Here is an 18,100-nt window from a genome sequence, read left to right as displayed (position 1 = left end):
CAAAGTCCATGCCTGATAGGAAGACGGGCCGCCATACCCCAACGGTCCACTCCAGTCAAGCGCAATCTTCAATTGTCGCCAAGCGCAATCTTCAATTGCCGGCGCGGCCTACTTCGCCGCGGCCGCGAGAACCTTGCCGATCTCGGTGGTCACGGCATCGATACTGGCCATGCCGTCGACGGTCTTGAGCTTGCCTTTGGCGTAGTAGTAGCCGGTCAGCGGCGCCGTCTTCTTGTAATATTCGCGCAGGCGTTCCTCGAATACCGCCGGGTTGTCGTCCTTGCGCACCGGCTGGCCGGCGGCCTTGGCGTCCTCGGCGCGTTTGACGATTCGGCCAACCAGCGCCTTGTCGTCGACGACAAGCTCGATGACGGTGTCGAGCGCAATGCCGCGCTCGGCAAGCATGGCCTCGACCGCGTCGGCCTGGACCAGCGTGCGCGGATAGCCGTCGAGGATGAAACCCTTGGCGCAATCCGGCTGATCGATGCGTTCTGCGACGATGGCGTTGACGATCTCATCCGAGACCAGCTCACCCGCATCCATCACCGCCTTGGCACGCTTGCCGACCTCGGTTCCGGCCTGGACGGCGGCACGCAGCATATCACCCGTCGAGAGTTGCGGAATGCCGTGTTTTTCTACCAGTCTTTGTGCTTGCGTCCCCTTGCCCGCTCCTGGCGGCCCAAGCAATATCAGCCTCATCTGCTCCTCTTACCCCCGCGCAACTTCGACTTCTTGATCAGGCCCTCATACTGGTGCGCGATCAGGTGGCCTTGAATCTGCGCCACCGTGTCGAGCGTGACACTGACCACGATCAGAAGCGATGTGCCACCGAGATAGAAAGGTACGCCAGTCGCCGAAATCAGAAACTCCGGCAGCAGACACACCAGCACCAGGTAGATGGCGCCGACGACGGTGATACGCGTCAGAACATAGTCGATATATTCGGCCGTGCGCTCGCCCGGACGATAGCCCGGAATGAAGCCGGAATGCTTCTTGAGCTGGTCGGCCGTGTCCTTCGGATTGAAGACGATCGCCGTGTAGAAGAAGGCGAAGAAGACGATCATGCCCGCATAGAAGATCATGTAGAGCGGCTGGCCATGGCCGAGCGAGGCCAGGATCGTGCTTGCCCAGGCCGGCAGGTTCGTCGTCTGCGAGAAGCCCGCGACGGTCGCCGGCAGAAGCAGCAGCGAGGACGCGAAGATCGGCGGGATGACGCCCGAGGTGTTGAGCTTCAGCGGCAAATGCGAGGTATCGCCCTGGAACATGCGGTTGCCGACCTGGCGCTTCGGATACTGTATGAGCAGGCGGCGCTGCGCGCGCTCGAAGAAGACGATCAGCGCGATGACGACGATGGCCAGCACGATGATCGCCAGAATGAGGCTCGTCGACAGCGCGCCGGTGCGGCCGAGTTCCAGCGTGCCGGAGATCGCCCGCGGCAAGCCGGCAACGATGCCGGAGAAGATGATCAGCGAAATGCCGTTGCCGATGCCGCGCGCGGTGATCTGCTCGCCGAGCCACATCAGGAACATGGTGCCGCCGACCAGCGTGACGACGGTCGAGATGCGGAAGAACATGCCCGGATCGTTGACGATGCCGTTGCCGCCTTCGAGGCCGATAGAAATGCCGTAGGCCTGGATCAGCGCCAGAAGCACGGTGCCGTAGCGCGTGTACTGGTTGATGATCTTGCGGCCCTGCTCGCCTTCCTTCTTCAGCGCTTCCAGCGACGGGATGACCGAGGTCATCAGCTGCATGATGATGGAGGCGGAGATGTAGGGCATGATGCCCAGCGCAAAGATCGCCATGCGCTGCACGGCGCCGCCGGCGAACATGTTGAACATGCCGAGCACGCCCTTGCTCTGCGAGGAGAAGGCCTGGGCGAAAGCATCGGGATTGATGCCGGGAAGCGGGATATAGGTGCCGAGGCGGTAGACGAGCAGCGCGCCGATGGTGAACCAGATACGCTTCTTGAGATCCTCGGCCTTGGCGAAGGCCGCGAAATTCAGATTGGAGGCTAGTTGTTCAGCAGCCGAAGCCATGCCTGATTCTCCGCTAGAGCATGATGCCGAAAAGTGTGGGGCGGTTTCCGGACGATATCATGCTCTACTTCATTGATTTCCGTGTCACGCTCAATGCCCGCAGCTCAGGCGGCGCGTGTCACCGAAGCTCACGAGATAAGCTCCGGACCGTAAACATGCAAGCGGCCGCGTTGACGCGGCCGCCCAATTCATCCGGTCAAAGCGCGGTTCGACGGAAAATGCGAAGTCATCCCGGTCGGCCGTGCTTCAAATCGCCGTTACTCGGCGGCGGCCGCTTCCGGCAGCTTCACCGAACCGCCGGCCTTCTCGATCTTCTCGATCGCGGCCTTGGAGGCGCCGGCGACGTCGAAGGAGAGCTTGGCCTTGAGCTCGCCGTCGGACAGCACGCGCACGCCGTCCTTGGCGCGGCGGATGACGCCCGCGGCAACGAGGGCCTCTGCAGTCACGGCCGCCTTGGCGTCGAGCTTCTTGGCGTCGATCGCCGCCTGTATCTTGGCGAGCGACACAATCGCGAAGCTCTTGCCGAACAGGTTGTTGAAGCCGCGCTTCGGCAGGCGCCGATAGAGCGGCATCTGGCCGCCCTCGAAGCCGTTGATGGCAACACCCGACCGGGCCTTCTGACCCTTGACGCCGCGACCGGCGGTCTTGCCCGAGCCGGAGCCGATGCCGCGACCGAGGCGCTTCCTGGAATGCGTGGCGCCGTCCTTGTCACGCAGATCGTTGAGTTTCATCATTCTTCTCCTGCGCTTCCGTTCACGCCTCGTCCACGACGCGGACGAGGTGCTGGACGGCGGCGATCATGCCGCGCACGGAAGGAGTATCTTCCAGCGTGCGCCGCTTGTGCATCTTGTTCAGGCCGAGGCCGACCAGCGTCGCGCGCTGCTCCTTCGGCCGGCGGATCGGGGAGCCGATCTGCTCCACGGTGATGGTCTTGGTAGCTTTCTTGGCCATGGTCGAAATCCCTGGTCAGCGTCGACTATTCTTCAGCCGCAACGGCGGTGCCGCGGCGGGCCTGAAGGGTCGAGTACTTGATGCCGCGCGCGGCAGCCACATCCTTCGGATGCATCTGGCTCTTCAGCGCGTCGAAGGTGGCGCGAACCATGTTGTAGGGGTTCGACGAGCCCATCGACTTGGCGACCACGTCATGCATGCCGAGCGTCTCGAAGACGGCGCGCATCGGACCGCCGGCGATGATGCCGGTACCTTGCTTGGCGGCGCGCAGCAGAACGCGTCCGGCGCCCCAACGGCCCTCGACGTCGTGATGCAGCGTGCGGCCCGAACGCAGCGGCACGAAGATCATGTCGCGCTTGGCCGATTCGGTCGCCTTGCGGATGGCTTCCGGCACTTCGCGCGCCTTGCCGTGCCCGAAGCCGACGCGGCCCTTCTGGTCGCCGACCACGACGAGAGCGGCAAAGCCAAAACGACGGCCACCCTTCACCACCTTGGCGACGCGGTTGATGTGGACGAGCTTGTCCACCATGCCGTCGTCACGCTCTTCGCGTTCACGCTCGCGGCCGCGGCCGCCTTCCCTACGTTCCTGTGCCATATCCTAGTCCTTGTTCTTTTCCGGAAGCACGGGTTGCTAATTACTGACGCCGCTTTTGGGCCGCCAGCGGCGAAATCAGAAGCTGAGACCGCCTTCGCGGGCAGCTTCGGCCAGCGCCTTGACGCGGCCATGATAGATATACGGGCCGCGGTCGAAGACGACTTCCTTGACGCCCGCCTTGGCGGCGCGCTCGGCGATCAGCTTGCCGACGGCAGCGGCGGCAGCGGTGTCGGCGCCGGTCTTGAGCGAACCCTTGAGGTCCTTCTCAAGCGTCGAGGCGGCGGCCAGCGTGTGGCCCTTGGCGTCGTCGATCACCTGGACATAGATGTTCTTCGAGGTGCGATGCACCGACAGACGCGGACGCTCGCCGGCGACCTTCTTGATCTGGCGGCGGATGCGCTGCGCGCGGCGCTGGGTGGCTTCTTTCGTGCTCATACTATCAGTTCCCTGCCTTCAGAAAACGGGGGCAACCCTTTGCGGTAGGCCAAGCCTCCCGCGGCCGCTCCCCGCGGCGTTACACGTCTCTACCTTAACCCTTTGCGAAAAGTCCGAAACTTTTCGGGGCAAGCCTGTTACTTCTTCTTGCCTTCCTTGCGCACGATGCGCTCGTCGGCATAGCGCACGCCCTTGCCCTTGTACGGCTCCGGACCGCGATATTCGCGGATCTCGGCGGCGACCTGGCCGACCTGCTGCTTATCGATGCCCGAGACCGTGATTTCAGTCGGCTTCGGCACCGAAATGGTGATGCCCTGCGGCGTCTCATAGATCACGTCGTGGCTGAAGCCCAGCGCGAGTTGCAGGTTCTTGCCCTGCATGGCGGCGCGATAGCCAACGCCGGTGATCTCAAGCTTCTTCTCGAAGCCGTCCTTCACGCCCTGCAGGATGTTGACGATCTGCGTGCGCGACATGCCCCACTTGGAGCGGGCGGTCTTGGTCTGGTCGCGCGGCTGGACGGAGATCTCGTTGTTCTCCATCTTCACCAGCACTTCGTCGTTCACCACGAACTTCAGCTCGCCCTTCGGGCCCTTCGCCGTCACGGTCTGGCCGTTGACGGTCGCGGTCACGCCCTGGGGCAGCGAAACGGGTTTCTTTCCGATACGAGACATTTTGTTGTCCTCGTCATTTCTTTCGTTTCAGGTCCAGTTCCCGGGCGCGATCCCGAGAACCGAAGCCCATTCATCAATCTCTTGGCCGATCAGAAGATCTGGCAGAGGATCTCGCCGCCGACATTCTGCTCGCGCGCTTCATGGTCGGCCATGACGCCCTTCGGCGTCGAAAGGATGGCGATGCCGAGGCCGTTGGCGACCTGCGGGATCGACTTGGCCGAGACATAGACGCGGCGGCCGGGCTTCGAGACGCGCTCGATTTCGCGCACGACCGGGGCGCCGTCGAAATACTTCAGCTCGATCTCGATTTCCGACTTGCCGTTTTCGAAGTCGGTCTGGCTGTAGTCGCGGATATAGCCTTCCGACTTCAGCACGTCGAGGACGCGGGCGCGCAGACGCGAGGCCGGAGTCGAAACGCTCGACTTCTTGCGGCCATAGGCGTTGCGGATGCGGGTCAGCATATCGCCGAGAGGATCGCTCAATGACATCTCAGTGTCTCCTTACCAGCTCGACTTGACCAGGCCCGGGATCTGGCCGGTGTTGCCCAGATCGCGAAGCGCGATACGCGAAAGCTTGAGCTTGCGATAGTAGGCGCGCGGACGGCCCGTGACTTCGCAGCGGTTGCGGATGCGGATCTTGGCCGAGTTGCGCGGCAGCGCCGAAAGCTTCAACTGGGCGCGGAAACGCTCTTCCATCGGCTTGGAGTGATCCATGACGATGGCCTTGAGCGCCGCACGCTTGGCGGCGTACTGACCGGCAAGCTTGCGGCGCCGGTTGTTCTTCTCGACTGAGCTGGTCTTTGCCATTTCAGATTTTTCCTTTTTCGCTGCCGTTACTGGCGGAAGGGGAAGTTGAAGGCCTTGAGCAGCGCTCTGGCCTCGTCATCCGTCTTCGCCGTCGTACAAACGATGACGTCCATGCCCCAGACCTGATCGACCTTGTCGTAGTTGATCTCCGGGAACACGATGTGCTCCTTGATGCCCATGGCGTAGTTGCCACGGCCGTCAAAGCTCTTCGGGTTCAGTCCGCGGAAGTCGCGAACGCGCGGCAGCGCGATGTTCACGAGGCGGTCGAGGAACTCGTACATGCGTTCCTTGCGCAGCGTGACCTTGGCGCCGATCGGCATATTCTCGCGCACCTTGAAGCCGGCGATCGACTTGCGCGAGCGGGTGACGACGGCCTTCTGGCCGGCGATCAGCGCGAGATCCTCGGCCGCGACCGAGGGCTTCTTGGAATCGGCGGTTGCTTCGCCGACACCCATGTTCAGCACGATCTTGTCGATGCGCGGAACCTGCATGTCGTTCTCGTAGCCGAACTGCTCCTGCAGCGCCTTGCGGATGGTCTCCTGATAGACCTTCTTGAGGCGCGGCTCGCTCTTGGCAGCCGCCTGCTTGGTTTCAGCCTTAGCCATTGATGACTTCTCCCGAGCGCTTGGCGACGCGCACCTTTTTGCCGTCCTTCTGGATGGTGAAGCCGACGCGGGTCGGCTTGCCGTCCTTGGGGTCGGCCAGCGCGATGTTCGACAGGTGGATCGGCGCTTCCTTGGTGATGATCCCGCCCTCTTGGGACTGGGTCTGCTTCTGGTGGCGGCGAATGAGGTTCACGCCGCGGACGACCGCGGTGTCTTCCTTCGGCTGCACCGACAGAACTTCGCCCGAACGGCCCTTGTCCTTGCCGGCAAGCACGACGACCTTGTCGCCTTTTCTGATTTTTTGCATTGGTCCGGCTCCTTACAGCACTTCAGGCGCGAGCGAGATGATCTTCATGTGGTTCTTGGCGCGCAGCTCGCGCGGAACCGGCCCGAAGATACGGGTGCCGATCGGCTCTTTCTTATTGTCGACGAGAACGGCCGCGTTCTTGTCGAAACGGATCACGCTGCCGTCCGGACGGCGGATGTCCTTGGCCGTGCGAACCACGACCGCCTTCATCACGTCGCCCTTCTTAACGCGGCCGCGCGGAATGGCTTCCTTGATCGACACCACGATGATGTCGCCGACGGAGGCATACTTCCGCTTCGAGCCGCCCAGCACCTTGATGCACATGACACGACGCGCGCCGGAATTGTCCGCGACGTCGAGGTTTGTTTGCATCTGAATCATGACTGGCCGCCTTCTTCTTTTCTAACGGGACGGGTTCTTCACCCCTCCCCGGTCTGTCCAAAATTCGGTTCGTTCGCCCGGATCAAGCCTGATCCGAAGAGACGACAACCCAGCGCTTGTCCTTCGAAATCGGCTTCGATTCCTGGATGAACACCTGGTCGCCGACCTTGTGAGCGTTGTTTTCGTCGTGCGCCTTGTACTTCTTGGTCATGCGCACGGTCTTCTTCATCACCGGATGGGTGAAGCGACGCTCGACCTTGACCACGACCGTCTTCTCGTTCTTGTCGCTGACGACGGTGCCCTGCAGGATGCGCTTTGGCATGGTTCTCGTCCTTAAGCCTTCTTGGCCGCGGCTTTTTCCGCGGCGATGGTCTTGATGCGCGCGATGTCCTTGCGGACCTGCTTCACGCGCGCGGTCTTCTCGAGCTGACCGGTGGCCTTCTGGAAGCGCAGGTTGAACTGCTCCTTCTTGAGGGCGGCCAGGTCGTCGGCCAGCTGATCCTGGGTCTTGGTCCGGATGTCTTCGGCTTTCATGATCGCCTGTCCTTATTCTGCGATGCGCTGCACGAAGCGCGTCTTGACCGAGAGCTTGGCGGCGCCGAGACGCAGCGCCTCACGCGCGGTCTCCTCGCTCACACCGTCGATCTCGAACATGATGCGGCCGGGCTTGACGCGCGCCGCCCAATAGTCGACGCCGCCCTTGCCCTTACCCATGCGGACTTCGGTCGGCTTCGAGGTGACCGGCAGATCCGGGAACACCCGGATCCAGACGCGGCCGGCGCGCTTCATCTCGCGGGTGATCGCGCGGCGGGCCGCCTCGATCTCGCGCGCGGTGACGCGGTTCGGCTCAAGCGCCTTCAGCCCGAAACCGCCGAAATCCAGGTTGGTCCCGCCCTTGGCGGCACCGTGGATACGGCCCTTGAACTGCTTGCGGAACTTTGTGCGCTTTGGCTGCAGCATCGTTCTAACTCCAAATTCTCAAATGTCTCAGGCGTTCTCGCGACGACGGCCGCGTTCGCGCTCGCCACCAGCACCACCGCCGCCATGCGCGGCATCGCCCTCGGTTGCACGGCGCTCGGAAGCCATCGGGTCGTGCTCGAGGATCTCGCCCTTGAACACCCACACCTTGACGCCGCAGATGCCGTAGGCCGTGTTCGCCTCGGCCGTGCCGTAGTCGACATCGGCGCGCAGCGTATGCAGCGGCACGCGGCCTTCGCGGTACCACTCCATGCGCGCGATTTCGGCGCCGCCGAGACGGCCGGAGCAGTTGATGCGGATGCCTTCAGCGCCGAGACGCATGGCCGACTGAACGGCGCGCTTCATGGCGCGGCGGAACGCGATGCGGCGCTCGAGCTGCTGAGCGATCGACTGGGCGATCAGCGTGGCGTCGATTTCCGGCTTGCGCACTTCAACGATGTTGAGATGCGTTTCGGACTTCGTCATCTCGGTCAGCTTCTTGCGAAGCTTCTCGATGTCGGCGCCCTTCTTGCCAATGATGAGGCCCGGACGCGCGGCGTGGATGGTGACGCGGCACTTCTTGTGCGGGCGCTCGATCACGACCTTCGAGATCGCGGCCTGCTTGAGTTCCTTCTCGAGATACTTGCGGATCTTGAGGTCCTCGTGCAGCAGCTGGCCGTACTCGCCGGTGTTCGCGAACCAGCGCGAATCCCAGGTGCGGTTGATGCCGAGACGCAGCCCGATCGGATTGACTTTCTGGCCCATTATGCGGCCTCCCCTTTTTCCTCGACTTCACGAACGACGATCGTGAGGTGCGAGAACGGCTTTTCGATACGGCTGGCGCGACCGCGGCCACGAGCGTGGAAGCGCTTCATGACGATCGACTTGCCGACATAGGCTTCCGCCACGACCAGCGCGTCGACGTCGAGGTCGTGGTTGTTTTCCGCGTTGGCGATCGCCGATTCCAGCGTCTTCTTGACCGTGCCGGAAATCCGCTTGGCCGAGAATTCGAGGTCGGAAAGCGCGGTCGCGACCTTCTTGCCGCGGATCAGCGCAGCAACCAGGTTGAGCTTCTGCGGGCTGATGCGGATCGTGCGCAGAACGGCACGCGCCTCGTTATCAGCAAGCCTGCGCGGAGCTTTGGCCTTGCCCATGATTATTTCCTCTTCGCCTTCTTATCCGCGCCGTGACCGTAATAGGTCCGGGTCGGAGCGAATTCACCGAACTTGTGGCCGACCATGTCCTCGTTCACCGAGACCGGGACGTGCTTCTGGCCGTTGTAGACACCGAAGGTGAAGCCGACGAACTGTGGCAGGATGGTGGAGCGACGGCTCCACATCTTGATCACCTCATTGCGACCACCCTCGCGAACCTTGTCCACCTTCTTGAGAAGGTAGCCGTCGACGAAGGGGCCTTTCCAAATCGAACGAGTCACTTGGCGTTACCTCTTCTTAGCTCTTGCGCTGATGGCGCGAGCGCACGATGAACTTGTCGGTCGCCTTGTTGGACCGCGTCTTCTTGCCCTTGGTCGGCTTGCCCCAGGGCGAAACCGGATGGCGGCCACCCGAGGTGCGGCCCTCGCCGCCGCCATGCGGATGGTCGACCGGGTTCATGGCCACGCCGCGATTGTGCGGGCGCTTGCCGCGCCACACGGTGCGACCGGCCTTGCCGTCATTGATGTTGCCGTGGTCGGGGTTCGACACCGCACCGACGGTGGCCATGCAGGAGCCGTGCACGACGCGCTGCTCGCCCGAGTTGAGGCGCAGGATCGCCATGCCCTGGTCGCGGCCGACGAGCTGGGCGTAACCGCCGGCCGAACGGGCGACCTGGCCGCCCTTGCCCGGCTTCAGCTCGATGTTGTGGACGATGGTGCCGACCGGCATCGAAGCCAGCGGCATCGCATTGCCCGGCTTCACGTCGACCGCTTCGCCGGCCACGATCTTGTCGCCGGCAGCAAGGCGCTGCGGGGCCAGGATGTAGGACAGCTCGCCGTCGTCATACTTGATCAGCGCGATGAAGGCGGTGCGGTTCGGATCGTATTCGATACGCTCGACCGTGCCGACGACGTCGTACTTCTTACGCTTGAAGTCGATGATGCGGTACGAACGCTTGTGACCGCCGCCGATGAAGCGGGCCGTGATGCGGCCGTAATTGTTGCGGCCGCCCGACTTGGTCAGGCCTTCGGTCAGACCCTTGACGGGCTTGCCCTTGTAGAGGCCCGAGCGGTCGACGATGACCAACTGGCGGGTGCTCGGCGTTACCGGGTTGAATTTCTTAAGTGCCATTGTCCTGTCCTCGCGGCCTTGCTCAGAGACCCGTCGCGACGTCGATCGACTGGCCGTCGGCCAGCGTCACAACCGCCTTCTTGACGTCGCCCTGGCGGCCAACCGTGCCGCGGAAGCGCTTGATCTTGCCCTTGCGGACGAGCGTGTTCACAGCCGTCACCTTGACGCCGAAGAGAGCTTCCACGGCAGCCTTGATTTCCGGCTTCGACGCCTTCTTGGCGACGTTGAAGACGACCTGGTTCTGCTCGGAAGCCATGGTCGACTTTTCGGTGATCGCCGGCGAGACGATCACGTCGTAGTGACGGAGGTCGGTCATTTAAAGCGCTCCTCGAGAGCCTCGACGGCGGCCTTCGAAAGGACCAGCGTGCCGCGGCGCAGAATGTCGTAGACGTTGATGCCCTGAATGGGCAGCACGTCGATGTTCGGAATGTTGGTCGCGGCCAGCTTGAAGTTCTGGTCAAGCTCGGCGCCGCCGATCACCAGGGCGTTGGTCAGCCCAAGCGTCTCGAGGTTCGCCGCCAGCGCCTTTGTCTTGGCCTCGGCGAGCTTCAGCTCGTCGACGATGATGAGCGAAGCGCTCTTGGCCTTGGCCGAGAGAGCGTGCTTCAAACCCAGCGCGCGCACCTTCTTCGGCAGCTCGTGCTCGTGGCTGCGCACGACCGGGCCGTGCGCCTTGCCGCCGCCGCGGAACTGCGGAGCGCGAGCCGAATGGTGACGGGCGCGGCCCGTACCCTTCTGCTTGTACATCTTGGCGCCGGTGCGCGCGATCTCGGCGCGGCCCTTGGCCTTGTGCGTGCCCTGCTGCTTCTTGGCGAGCTGCCAGCGCACGACGCGCTGCAGGATGTCTTCGCGCGGATCAAGGCCGAAAATCTCCTCGGAGAGTTTCACCTTGCCGGCGTCCTTGCCGCCGAGCGTTGTGATCTTGAGGTCCATTATTCCGCTCCCTCAGTGGCCGGGGCTTCGTTCTTGGCGGCAGCGGCACGGATCGCGGCGGGCTTCGGCGCGTTGGCCGGCAGCGCCGCCTTGGCAGCATCGCGAACCAGGATCCAGGCGCCCTTGACGCCGGGAACCGCGCCGCGGATCAGGATCAGGCCGCGGTCGGCGTCGGTCGAGACGACCTCGACATTCTGCGTGGTGACGCGCGTGTCGCCCATGTGGCCGGCCATCTTCTTGCCCTTGAACACCTTGCCGGGGTCCTGGCGCTGACCGGTCGAACCGTGCGTGCGGTGCGAGACCGAGTTACCGTGCGTGGCGCGGCCACCACCCATGTTGTGCCGCTTGATCACGCCCTGGAAACCCTTACCGGTCGAGGTGCCGGTCACGTCCACCTTCTGGCCGGCAACGAAATGCTCGACCGTCAGCTCGGCGCCGACGTCGATCATGTTGTCGGCCGAGACACGGAATTCGGCGAGCTTGGCCTTCGGCTCGACGGAAGCGGCGGCGAAATGGCCGCGCATCGCCTTCGACGTGTTCTTCACCTTGGCAAGGCCAACGCCGAGCTGGACGGCGGTGTAGCCGTTCTTCTCCTGCGTGCGCTGAGCCACGACCTGGCAGTTCTCCATCTGGAGAACGGTGACGGGAACGTGCTCCCCGGCATCGTTATAGATGCGGGTCATTCCCACCTTCTTTGCAATCACACCTGAACGCATCGGTTCAATTCCTTTAGAGTTCCGGGCCAGGGGCAGCGCCCCTTACCGCGCTCTCGTTCCCTTAGAGCTTGATCTCGACGTCGACACCGGCCGCCAGATCGAGCTTCATCAAAGCATCAACCGTCTGCGGGGTCGGATCGACGATGTCGAGCAGCCGCTTGTGCGTGCGCATTTCGAACTGCTCACGGCTCTTCTTGTCGACGTGGGGCGACCGGTTGACCGTGAATTTTTCGATCCGCGTCGGCAGCGGAATGGGGCCGCGGACGTTGGCGCCGGTGCGCTTGGCGGTCGACACGATTTCGCGCGTCGAGGCGTCGAGCACCCGGTGGTCAAACGCTTTAAGGCGGATGCGGATATTCTGTCCGTTCATGCGTCAATTCCTTGTTCTGGCGCGGCGCGGGCAGCTCCCGCGCCCGCGACAGATCCGTTTCAGTCCAATTATTCCTTGATGGTGACGACGATGCCGGCACCGACGGTGCGGCCGCCTTCACGGATGGCGAAGCGCAGCTTCTCTTCCATCGCGATCGGCACGATCAGCTCGACGTCGACGGTGATGTTGTCGCCGGGCATCACCATCTCGGTGCCGGCCGGCAGCGTCACGATGCCCGTCACGTCGGTCGTGCGGAAGTAGAACTGCGGACGGTAGTTGGTGAAGAACGGCGTGTGACGGCCGCCCTCGTCCTTGGTCAGGATGTAGGCCTCGGCCACGAACTTCTTGTGCGGCTTCACCGAGCCCGGCTTGGCCAGAACCTGGCCGCGCTCCACACCCTCGCGGTCGATGCCGCGCAGGAGCGCGCCGATGTTGTCGCCGGCCTGACCCTGGTCGAGCAGCTTGCGGAACATCTCAACGCCCGTGCAGGTCGTCTTGGCGGTCGGACGGATGCCGACGATCTCCAGTTCCTCGCCGACCTTGACCACGCCGCGCTCGACGCGGCCGGTCACCACCGTGCCGCGGCCCGAGATCGAGAACACGTCCTCGATCGGCATCAGGAACGGCTTGTCCAGCGGACGAACCGGCGTCGGGATGTAGGCGTCGACCTGAGCCATCAGCTCGCGGATGGCGTCCTCGCCGATGGTCTTGTTGGAATCTTCCAACGCTGCCAGCGCCGAGCCCTTGACGATCGGAATGTCGTCGCCGGGGAACTCGTTCTTCGACAGAAGCTCGCGAACCTCGAGCTCGACCAGCTCGAGCAGCTCGGCGTCGTCGACCTGGTCGACCTTGTTCAAAAACACCACGATCGAAGGCACGCCGACCTGGCGGGCAAGCAGGATGTGCTCGCGGGTCTGCGGCATCGGGCCGTCGGCGGCCGACACAACCAGGATCGCGCCGTCCATCTGCGCGGCACCGGTGATCATGTTCTTCACATAGTCGGCGTGGCCGGGGCAGTCGACATGGGCATAGTGACGATTGGCCGTCTCATACTCGACATGCGCCGTCGAGATGGTGATGCCGCGCGCCTTCTCTTCCGGGGCCGCGTCGATCTGATCATAGCGCTTGTATTCGCCAAAATACTTCGTGATCGCCGCCGTCAGCGACGTCTTGCCATGATCGACGTGACCGATCGTGCCAATGTTCACATGCGGCTTGGTGCGCTCGAATTTACCTTTTGCCATGTGATCTCTCCATTCCTGCCTGCCCGTGCGGGCCTTGAATTAAGGTCTCGTGCAACCCGCTCGAGTTACGCGTATTTCTTCTGAACTTCCTGGGCGACCGCGGTCGGAACCGGTTCGTAGTGGTCGAACTGCATCGTGTACTGGGCGCGGCCCTGCGACATCGAACGCAGATTGTCGACGTACTTGAACATGTTCGCGAGCGGCACCATCGCGTTGATGACGACGGCAACGCCGCGCGCTTCCTGACCCTGGATCTGGCCACGGCGGCCGTTGAGGTCGCCGATGACGCCGCCGACATAATCTTCCGGCGTCACGACCTCGACCTTCATGATCGGCTCCAGCAGCTGCACGCCGAGGCGCGGAGCGGCTTCCTTGAAGCAGGCGCGGGAGGCGATTTCGAACGCCAGCACCGAGGAGTCGACGTCGTGGAAAGCGCCATCGATGAGGGTCGCCTTGACGCCGATCATCGGGAAGCCGGCGAACGGGCCGGAACCCATGACGCTCTGGATGCCCTTCTCGACGCCCGGGATGTATTCCTTCGGAACCGCACCGCCGACGATCTTGGACTCGAACACGAATTCTTCGCTCTCGGTGTTCGGCTCGAACAGGATCTTGACGCGGGCGAACTGGCCGGTACCGCCCGTCTGCTTCTTGTGCGTGTAGTCCTGCTCGTGCGTGCGGGTGATCGTCTCGCGATAGGCCACCTGCGGCGCGCCGACATTGGCTTCCACCTTGAACTCGCGGCGCATGCGGTCGACGATGATGTCGAGATGCAGCTCGCCCATGCCGGCGATGATGGTCTGGCCCGATTCCTCGTCGGTCTTGACGCGGAAGGATGGATCCTCGGCCGCCAGGCGATGCAGCGCGAGGCCCATCTTTTCCTGGTCGTTCTTGGTCTTCGGCTCGATGGCGATCTGGATGACCGGATCGGGGAATTCCATGCGCTCGAGGATGACCGGGTGCAGCGGATCGCAGAGCGTATCGCCGGTGGTCGTGTCCTTGAGGCCGGCCAGCGCAACGATGTCGCCGGCATAGGCTTCCTCGATGTCGGCGCGCGAGTTCGCATGCATCTGCAGCATGCGGCCGATGCGCTCCTTCTTGCCCTTCACCGTATTGTCGAGCGAGGTGCCCTTGGTGAGCTTGCCCGAATAGATGCGGGCGAAGGTCAGCGAACCGACGAACGGGTCGTTCATGATCTTGAACGCCAGCATCGACAGCGGCTCGTTGTCATCGGCATGGCGCTCGATCTCGGCGTCGGTCTTGGCGTCGACGCCCTTGATGGCCGGCACGTCGATCGGCGACGGCAGGTATTCAACGACCGCGTCGAGCAGCGGCTGCACGCCCTTGTTCTTGAAGGCCGAGCCGCAGAACATCGGGAAGAACTTGACCGCGATGGTGCCCTTGCGGATCAGCGCGCGGATCTCGTCATTCGACGGCATGTTGCCTTCGAGGTAGTTCTCGAGCGCGGTCTCGTCCATTTCGACGGCGGCTTCGATCATCTTCTCGCGATACTGCGCGGCCTTTTCCTTGAGGTCGGCCGGGATCTCGACGACATCCCAGGCGGCGCCCAGGGTCTCGTCACGCCACACAAGCGCGTTCATCTCGACGAGGTCGACGACGCCCTTGAACTCGGTCTCGGCGCCGATCGGCAACTGCATGACGACGGCCTGCGCACCGAGGCGCGAGCCGATCATGTCCACCGAGCGGTAGAAGTCGGCACCGATCTTGTCCATCTTGTTGCAGAAGATCATGCGCGGCACGTGGTACTTGTCGGCCTGGCGCCACACGGTCTCGGTCTGCGGCTCAACACCGGCATTGGCGTCGAGCAGCGCGATGGCGCCGTCGAGCACGCGCAGCGAACGCTCGACCTCGATGGTGAAGTCGACGTGTCCGGGGGTGTCGATGATGTTGAAGCGGCGCATCTTGCCGTCGCGACCCTTCCAGAAGGTCGTGGTCGCGGCCGACGTGATGGTGATGCCGCGTTCCTGCTCCTGCTCCATCCAGTCCATGGTGGCAGCGCCGTCATGGACTTCGCCGATCTTGTGCGACTTGCCCGTGTAGTACAGGACGCGCTCGGTCGTCGTCGTCTTGCCGGCGTCGATATGCGCCATGATACCGAAATTGCGGTAGTCTTCGATTTTGTATTCGCGGGCCATGGGAGGTGCCTCTCAGTCTCTTTCGCGTTACCAGCGGTAATGCGCGAAGGCGCGGTTGGCTTCCGCCATCTTGTGGGTATCTTCACGCTTCTTGACGGCGGTGCCGCGGTTGTTGGCCGCGTCCATCAGCTCGCCCGAGAGGCGGTCGACCATGGTGGTCTCGTTGCGGTTGCGGGCCGCGGCGATCAGCCAGCGGATGGCCAGCGCCTGACGGCGCTCGGGGCGCACGTCGACCGGAACCTGGTAGGTGGCGCCGCCGACGCGACGCGAGCGCACTTCCACATGCGGCGCGACATTGTCGAGCGCCTGATGGAAGACGGTGACCGGCTCCTGCTTGGTCTTGGCCTGGACCTGGTCCAGGGCGCCGTAGACGATGGTCTCAGCAACCGACTTCTTGCCGTCATACATGACGGCGTTCATGAACTTGGTGACGACCAGATCGCCGAACTTGGGGTCCGGATTGATCTCACGCTTTTCTGCACTGTGACGACGGGACATGGGAAACCCTTACTTCGGACGCTTGGCGCCGTATTTCGAACGGCGCTGCTTGCGGTTCTTCACTCCCTGCGTGTCGAGCACGCCGCGGATGATGTGGTAGCGGACGCCCGGCAGATCCTTGACGCGGCCGCCGCGGATCATGACCACCGAGTGCTCCTGAAGGTTGTGCCCTTCGCCCGGGATATAGCCGATCACTTCAAAGCCGTTGGTCAGGCGAATCTTGGCCACCTTGCGCAGCGCCGAGTTCGGCTTCTTCGGCGTCGTGGTGTAGACGCGCGTGCAGACGCCCCGCTTCTGCGGGTTCTGCTGCATGGCCGGGACCTTGTTGCGCTTCACCGGCGCCAGGCGCGGCTTGCGGATCAGCTGGTTGACGGTAGGCATTAAACCCTCTTGTCTCTCAATTCCGTGTCTGCCCTGTCAGGGCCGCTCAAAGCGTCATTTCCATACGCAAATTCGGGCAACACACCGCGTCTCGCGGTCCTGCCCGAACAAATTGCAGAGGAAGCGGAACCCGCTTCATGCGCGCCGGAGATGTCTTTTCGCTCGTAAAACGAACCCTGTTTGAGACAAACTCCAAAGCGCGTCGCCTCGGAAAGGCAAGTCTCACATCGGTTCTGACGGGCCGGCTTCTACTCGCAAGGCCGATGTCCGTCAACCCCGCAACGGCAAATATTGCGGTCAATTCGGGGCTGGGCAGCCATGCGAAAAGCGCATGTAATTTTCTTGCGTCTTTTTTCAAGGGCAAGGAAGAAAGTGACCGGCTTGCGGCTGTCTTCCCGGCCGGCTTCGTGCCAAAAGGCGGCTTGAACCGGACAATCTCCCGGCAAATGAGGAATCAGCCTGTGAACGACAATGAAGAACGGCCGGTCACCATCATCACCGGACGGGTCTGGCGCAAGAAAGGCGGCAAGCCGGAAGGCGTGCATGTGATGCTGGTGGCGCCCGACGATGATTCCGCCGTGCGCCGCGCGCTCGAATCGCTGGCCGCGGAAGGATTCGCGGAGGCCGAGCTCGACCAGATCGGCGACATGGAAGGCGAGCCCGACGAGGAGCCGCATCTGTCGGCCTATCAGGGCGCGATTGAGGGCGAGGTCTCGATCGTCACCTTTGACGAGCCATCCTGAGCTCGCTGTCCGGCGCAACGTCCCTGTCCATCCGCCAACGATCCCCTACCTAGAAAGCCATTTCTTCCGGAGTTCCCATGACCAGCAATCCCATCCAGCTCGGCATCGTCGGCGTGGGCAAGATCGTGCGCGACCAGCATCTGCCGGCGGTCGCCAAGGACAGCGGTTACCGGCTTGCCGCCGCGGCGAGCCGCCACGGCAAGGTCGACGGCATTGCGAACTACCCGACGATCGAAGCGATGCTTGCGGCCGAACCCGGCCTGGAGGCCGTCTCGCTCTGCATGCCGCCGCAGTTCCGCTACGACGCCGCGCGTACCGCGCTGGAAGCAAAGAAGCATGTTTTCCTCGAAAAGCCGCCGGGCGCCACGGTCAGCGAGGTCGAGCATCTCAAGGCGCTGGCTGAAAAGAACGGCGTCTCACTCTTTGCCAGCTGGCATTCCCGTTACGCGCCGGCGGTCGAGGCCGCGCGCGCCTTCCTCGCCTCGGCCAAGCTGACCTCGGCCGCCATCAATTGGAAGGAAGACGTGCGCCGCTGGCATCCGAACCAGGAATGGATCTGGGAACCGGGCGGCTTCGGCGTCTTCGACCCGGGCATCAACGCACTGTCGATCGCCACCCACATCCTGCCGCCGATGTTCATCACCTCGGCCGTGCTCGACTTTCCCGAAAACCGTTCGGCACCGGTCGCGGCTCATGTCGCCTTCCGCACCTCCAACGGCTTGCCGGTGACGATGGAGCTCGACTGGCTGCAGACCGGTCCGCAGAGCTGGGACATCGTCGCCGAAACTGACAAGGGCAGGATGGTGCTTTCGGGCGGCGGCGCGAAGCTCGCCGTCGACGGCAAGATCATCCACGACGAACCGGAAGCCGAGTATCCGATGCTCTACAAGCGGTTCGCTGAGATCGTCCGCGCTGGGACTTCCGATGTCGACCTCGCGCCGCTGCAGCACGTGGCCGACGCATTCATGCTTGGCAAGCGCAACGTGGTCGAGGCGTTTTTCGACTGAGGCGGCGGAAAGGTTGAGCGAAC

29 protein-coding genes are annotated in these 18,100 nt (G+C 63.2%); 2 read left to right on the top strand and 27 right to left on the bottom strand.

Annotation, left to right across the window (positions count from 1 at the left end):
• Positions 1–108: 108 nt before the first annotated feature.
• The 27 genes from ACVMIM_RS20550 to rpsL form a co-directional block, all read right to left on the bottom strand.
• Positions 109–699, bottom strand: coding sequence for an adenylate kinase (locus ACVMIM_RS20550; RefSeq protein WP_476114190.1), 591 nt, complete (start codon positions 697–699; stop codon positions 109–111).
• Positions 696–2,036 (bottom strand): preprotein translocase subunit SecY, encoded by a 1,341-nt coding sequence (gene secY, locus ACVMIM_RS20545; RefSeq protein WP_040994636.1) that lies wholly within the window; start codon positions 2,034–2,036, stop codon positions 696–698. Before secY ends, ACVMIM_RS20550 begins: the two co-directional genes overlap by 4 nt.
• A gap of 257 nt (positions 2,037–2,293) precedes the next feature.
• On the bottom strand, positions 2,294–2,767 hold the full coding sequence (rplO, locus tag ACVMIM_RS20540; RefSeq protein WP_040994634.1) for a 50S ribosomal protein L15: 474 nt from the start codon (positions 2,765–2,767) through the stop codon (positions 2,294–2,296).
• A gap of 22 nt (positions 2,768–2,789) precedes the next feature.
• Positions 2,790–2,987: a 50S ribosomal protein L30 gene (rpmD, locus tag ACVMIM_RS20535; protein WP_027170355.1), complete on the bottom strand. Its 198-nt coding sequence runs from the start codon at positions 2,985–2,987 to the stop codon at positions 2,790–2,792.
• Between the two features lie 25 nt (positions 2,988–3,012).
• Entirely contained in the window at positions 3,013–3,582 is a 570-nt protein-coding gene (gene rpsE / locus ACVMIM_RS20530; protein ID WP_027046810.1) for a 30S ribosomal protein S5, read from the bottom strand.
• 75 nt (positions 3,583–3,657) lie between these two features.
• On the bottom strand, positions 3,658–4,017 hold the full coding sequence (gene rplR / locus ACVMIM_RS20525) for a 50S ribosomal protein L18 (RefSeq protein ID WP_040994632.1): 360 nt from the start codon (positions 4,015–4,017) through the stop codon (positions 3,658–3,660).
• 137 nt (positions 4,018–4,154) lie between these two features.
• Positions 4,155–4,688, bottom strand: a complete 534-nt coding sequence (gene rplF, locus ACVMIM_RS20520) for a 50S ribosomal protein L6 (RefSeq protein ID WP_040994630.1) — start codon at positions 4,686–4,688, stop codon at positions 4,155–4,157.
• An 89-nt stretch (positions 4,689–4,777) separates the two neighbouring features.
• The gene (gene rpsH, locus ACVMIM_RS20515) at positions 4,778–5,176 is read right to left on the bottom strand and encodes a 30S ribosomal protein S8 (protein WP_040994628.1); all 399 of its coding nucleotides are present in this window, start codon (positions 5,174–5,176) and stop codon (positions 4,778–4,780) included.
• 12 nt (positions 5,177–5,188) lie between these two features.
• Positions 5,189–5,494 (bottom strand): 30S ribosomal protein S14, encoded by a 306-nt coding sequence (gene rpsN, locus ACVMIM_RS20510; protein ID WP_476114187.1) that lies wholly within the window; start codon positions 5,492–5,494, stop codon positions 5,189–5,191.
• Positions 5,495–5,520: 26 nt separating this feature from the next.
• Complete coding sequence (gene rplE / locus ACVMIM_RS20505; RefSeq protein ID WP_476114185.1) at positions 5,521–6,099, bottom strand: 50S ribosomal protein L5; 579 nt, start codon at positions 6,097–6,099, stop codon at positions 5,521–5,523.
• Positions 6,092–6,406, bottom strand: a complete 315-nt coding sequence (gene rplX, locus ACVMIM_RS20500; RefSeq protein ID WP_040983021.1) for a 50S ribosomal protein L24 — start codon at positions 6,404–6,406, stop codon at positions 6,092–6,094. The genes rplE and rplX overlap by 8 nt, the downstream gene beginning before the upstream one ends.
• A gap of 12 nt (positions 6,407–6,418) precedes the next feature.
• Positions 6,419–6,787, bottom strand: a complete 369-nt coding sequence (gene rplN, locus ACVMIM_RS20495) for a 50S ribosomal protein L14 (RefSeq protein WP_006205457.1) — start codon at positions 6,785–6,787, stop codon at positions 6,419–6,421.
• An 82-nt stretch (positions 6,788–6,869) separates the two neighbouring features.
• Complete coding sequence (gene rpsQ, locus ACVMIM_RS20490; RefSeq protein WP_023675136.1) at positions 6,870–7,109, bottom strand: 30S ribosomal protein S17; 240 nt, start codon at positions 7,107–7,109, stop codon at positions 6,870–6,872.
• Positions 7,110–7,120: 11 nt separating this feature from the next.
• Entirely contained in the window at positions 7,121–7,321 is a 201-nt protein-coding gene (gene rpmC / locus ACVMIM_RS20485; protein ID WP_040994623.1) for a 50S ribosomal protein L29, read from the bottom strand.
• Between the two features lie 12 nt (positions 7,322–7,333).
• Positions 7,334–7,747 carry a 50S ribosomal protein L16 gene (rplP, locus tag ACVMIM_RS20480; protein ID WP_040994621.1) on the bottom strand — a complete coding sequence of 138 codons (414 nt, stop codon included), beginning with the start codon at positions 7,745–7,747 and terminating at the stop codon, positions 7,334–7,336.
• Positions 7,748–7,774: 27 nt separating this feature from the next.
• On the bottom strand, positions 7,775–8,509 hold the full coding sequence (gene rpsC, locus ACVMIM_RS20475) for a 30S ribosomal protein S3 (protein WP_112129139.1): 735 nt from the start codon (positions 8,507–8,509) through the stop codon (positions 7,775–7,777).
• Positions 8,509–8,898 (bottom strand): 50S ribosomal protein L22, encoded by a 390-nt coding sequence (gene rplV, locus ACVMIM_RS20470; protein WP_010909277.1) that lies wholly within the window; start codon positions 8,896–8,898, stop codon positions 8,509–8,511. Before rplV ends, rpsC begins: the two co-directional genes overlap by 1 nt.
• A gap of 2 nt (positions 8,899–8,900) precedes the next feature.
• Positions 8,901–9,179, bottom strand: coding sequence for a 30S ribosomal protein S19 (gene rpsS / locus ACVMIM_RS20465; protein ID WP_040994617.1), 279 nt, complete (start codon positions 9,177–9,179; stop codon positions 8,901–8,903).
• Positions 9,180–9,195: 16 nt separating this feature from the next.
• A complete protein-coding gene (gene rplB, locus ACVMIM_RS20460) occupies positions 9,196–10,029 on the bottom strand; it encodes a 50S ribosomal protein L2 (protein ID WP_040970375.1) in 834 nt (277 codons plus the stop codon).
• A 22-nt stretch (positions 10,030–10,051) separates the two neighbouring features.
• A complete protein-coding gene (locus tag ACVMIM_RS20455) occupies positions 10,052–10,345 on the bottom strand; it encodes a 50S ribosomal protein L23 (protein WP_040983033.1) in 294 nt (97 codons plus the stop codon).
• On the bottom strand, positions 10,342–10,962 hold the full coding sequence (rplD, locus tag ACVMIM_RS20450; RefSeq protein ID WP_040983035.1) for a 50S ribosomal protein L4: 621 nt from the start codon (positions 10,960–10,962) through the stop codon (positions 10,342–10,344). Before rplD ends, ACVMIM_RS20455 begins: the two co-directional genes overlap by 4 nt.
• Entirely contained in the window at positions 10,962–11,678 is a 717-nt protein-coding gene (rplC, locus tag ACVMIM_RS20445) for a 50S ribosomal protein L3 (RefSeq protein ID WP_040994615.1), read from the bottom strand. Before rplC ends, rplD begins: the two co-directional genes overlap by 1 nt.
• A gap of 61 nt (positions 11,679–11,739) precedes the next feature.
• Positions 11,740–12,048: a 30S ribosomal protein S10 gene (gene rpsJ, locus ACVMIM_RS20440; protein WP_006205468.1), complete on the bottom strand. Its 309-nt coding sequence runs from the start codon at positions 12,046–12,048 to the stop codon at positions 11,740–11,742.
• Positions 12,049–12,116: 68 nt separating this feature from the next.
• On the bottom strand, positions 12,117–13,292 hold the full coding sequence (gene tuf / locus ACVMIM_RS20435) for an elongation factor Tu (RefSeq protein ID WP_040983039.1): 1,176 nt from the start codon (positions 13,290–13,292) through the stop codon (positions 12,117–12,119).
• A 65-nt stretch (positions 13,293–13,357) separates the two neighbouring features.
• Entirely contained in the window at positions 13,358–15,448 is a 2,091-nt protein-coding gene (gene fusA, locus ACVMIM_RS20430; protein WP_041003104.1) for an elongation factor G, read from the bottom strand.
• 27 nt (positions 15,449–15,475) lie between these two features.
• Positions 15,476–15,946 carry a 30S ribosomal protein S7 gene (gene rpsG / locus ACVMIM_RS20425; protein WP_127229703.1) on the bottom strand — a complete coding sequence of 157 codons (471 nt, stop codon included), beginning with the start codon at positions 15,944–15,946 and terminating at the stop codon, positions 15,476–15,478.
• A gap of 9 nt (positions 15,947–15,955) precedes the next feature.
• Positions 15,956–16,327: a 30S ribosomal protein S12 gene (rpsL, locus tag ACVMIM_RS20420; protein WP_006202128.1), complete on the bottom strand. Its 372-nt coding sequence runs from the start codon at positions 16,325–16,327 to the stop codon at positions 15,956–15,958.
• A 461-nt stretch (positions 16,328–16,788) separates the two neighbouring features.
• Between rpsL and ACVMIM_RS20415 the strand changes: the two genes are divergently transcribed.
• Both ACVMIM_RS20415 and ACVMIM_RS20410 read left to right on the top strand, forming a co-directional pair.
• Positions 16,789–17,070 (top strand): transcriptional regulator, encoded by a 282-nt coding sequence (locus tag ACVMIM_RS20415; protein ID WP_476117309.1) that lies wholly within the window; start codon positions 16,789–16,791, stop codon positions 17,068–17,070.
• 77 nt (positions 17,071–17,147) lie between these two features.
• Positions 17,148–18,077 carry a Gfo/Idh/MocA family protein gene (locus ACVMIM_RS20410; protein ID WP_476114180.1) on the top strand — a complete coding sequence of 310 codons (930 nt, stop codon included), beginning with the start codon at positions 17,148–17,150 and terminating at the stop codon, positions 18,075–18,077.
• Positions 18,078–18,100: the final 23 nt, after the last annotated feature.

Source organism: Mesorhizobium sp. USDA 4413 (assembly GCF_056280365.1).
Note: the sequence above shows the minus strand (reverse complement) of the source record. Positions and strands in the feature narration are given on the sequence as shown.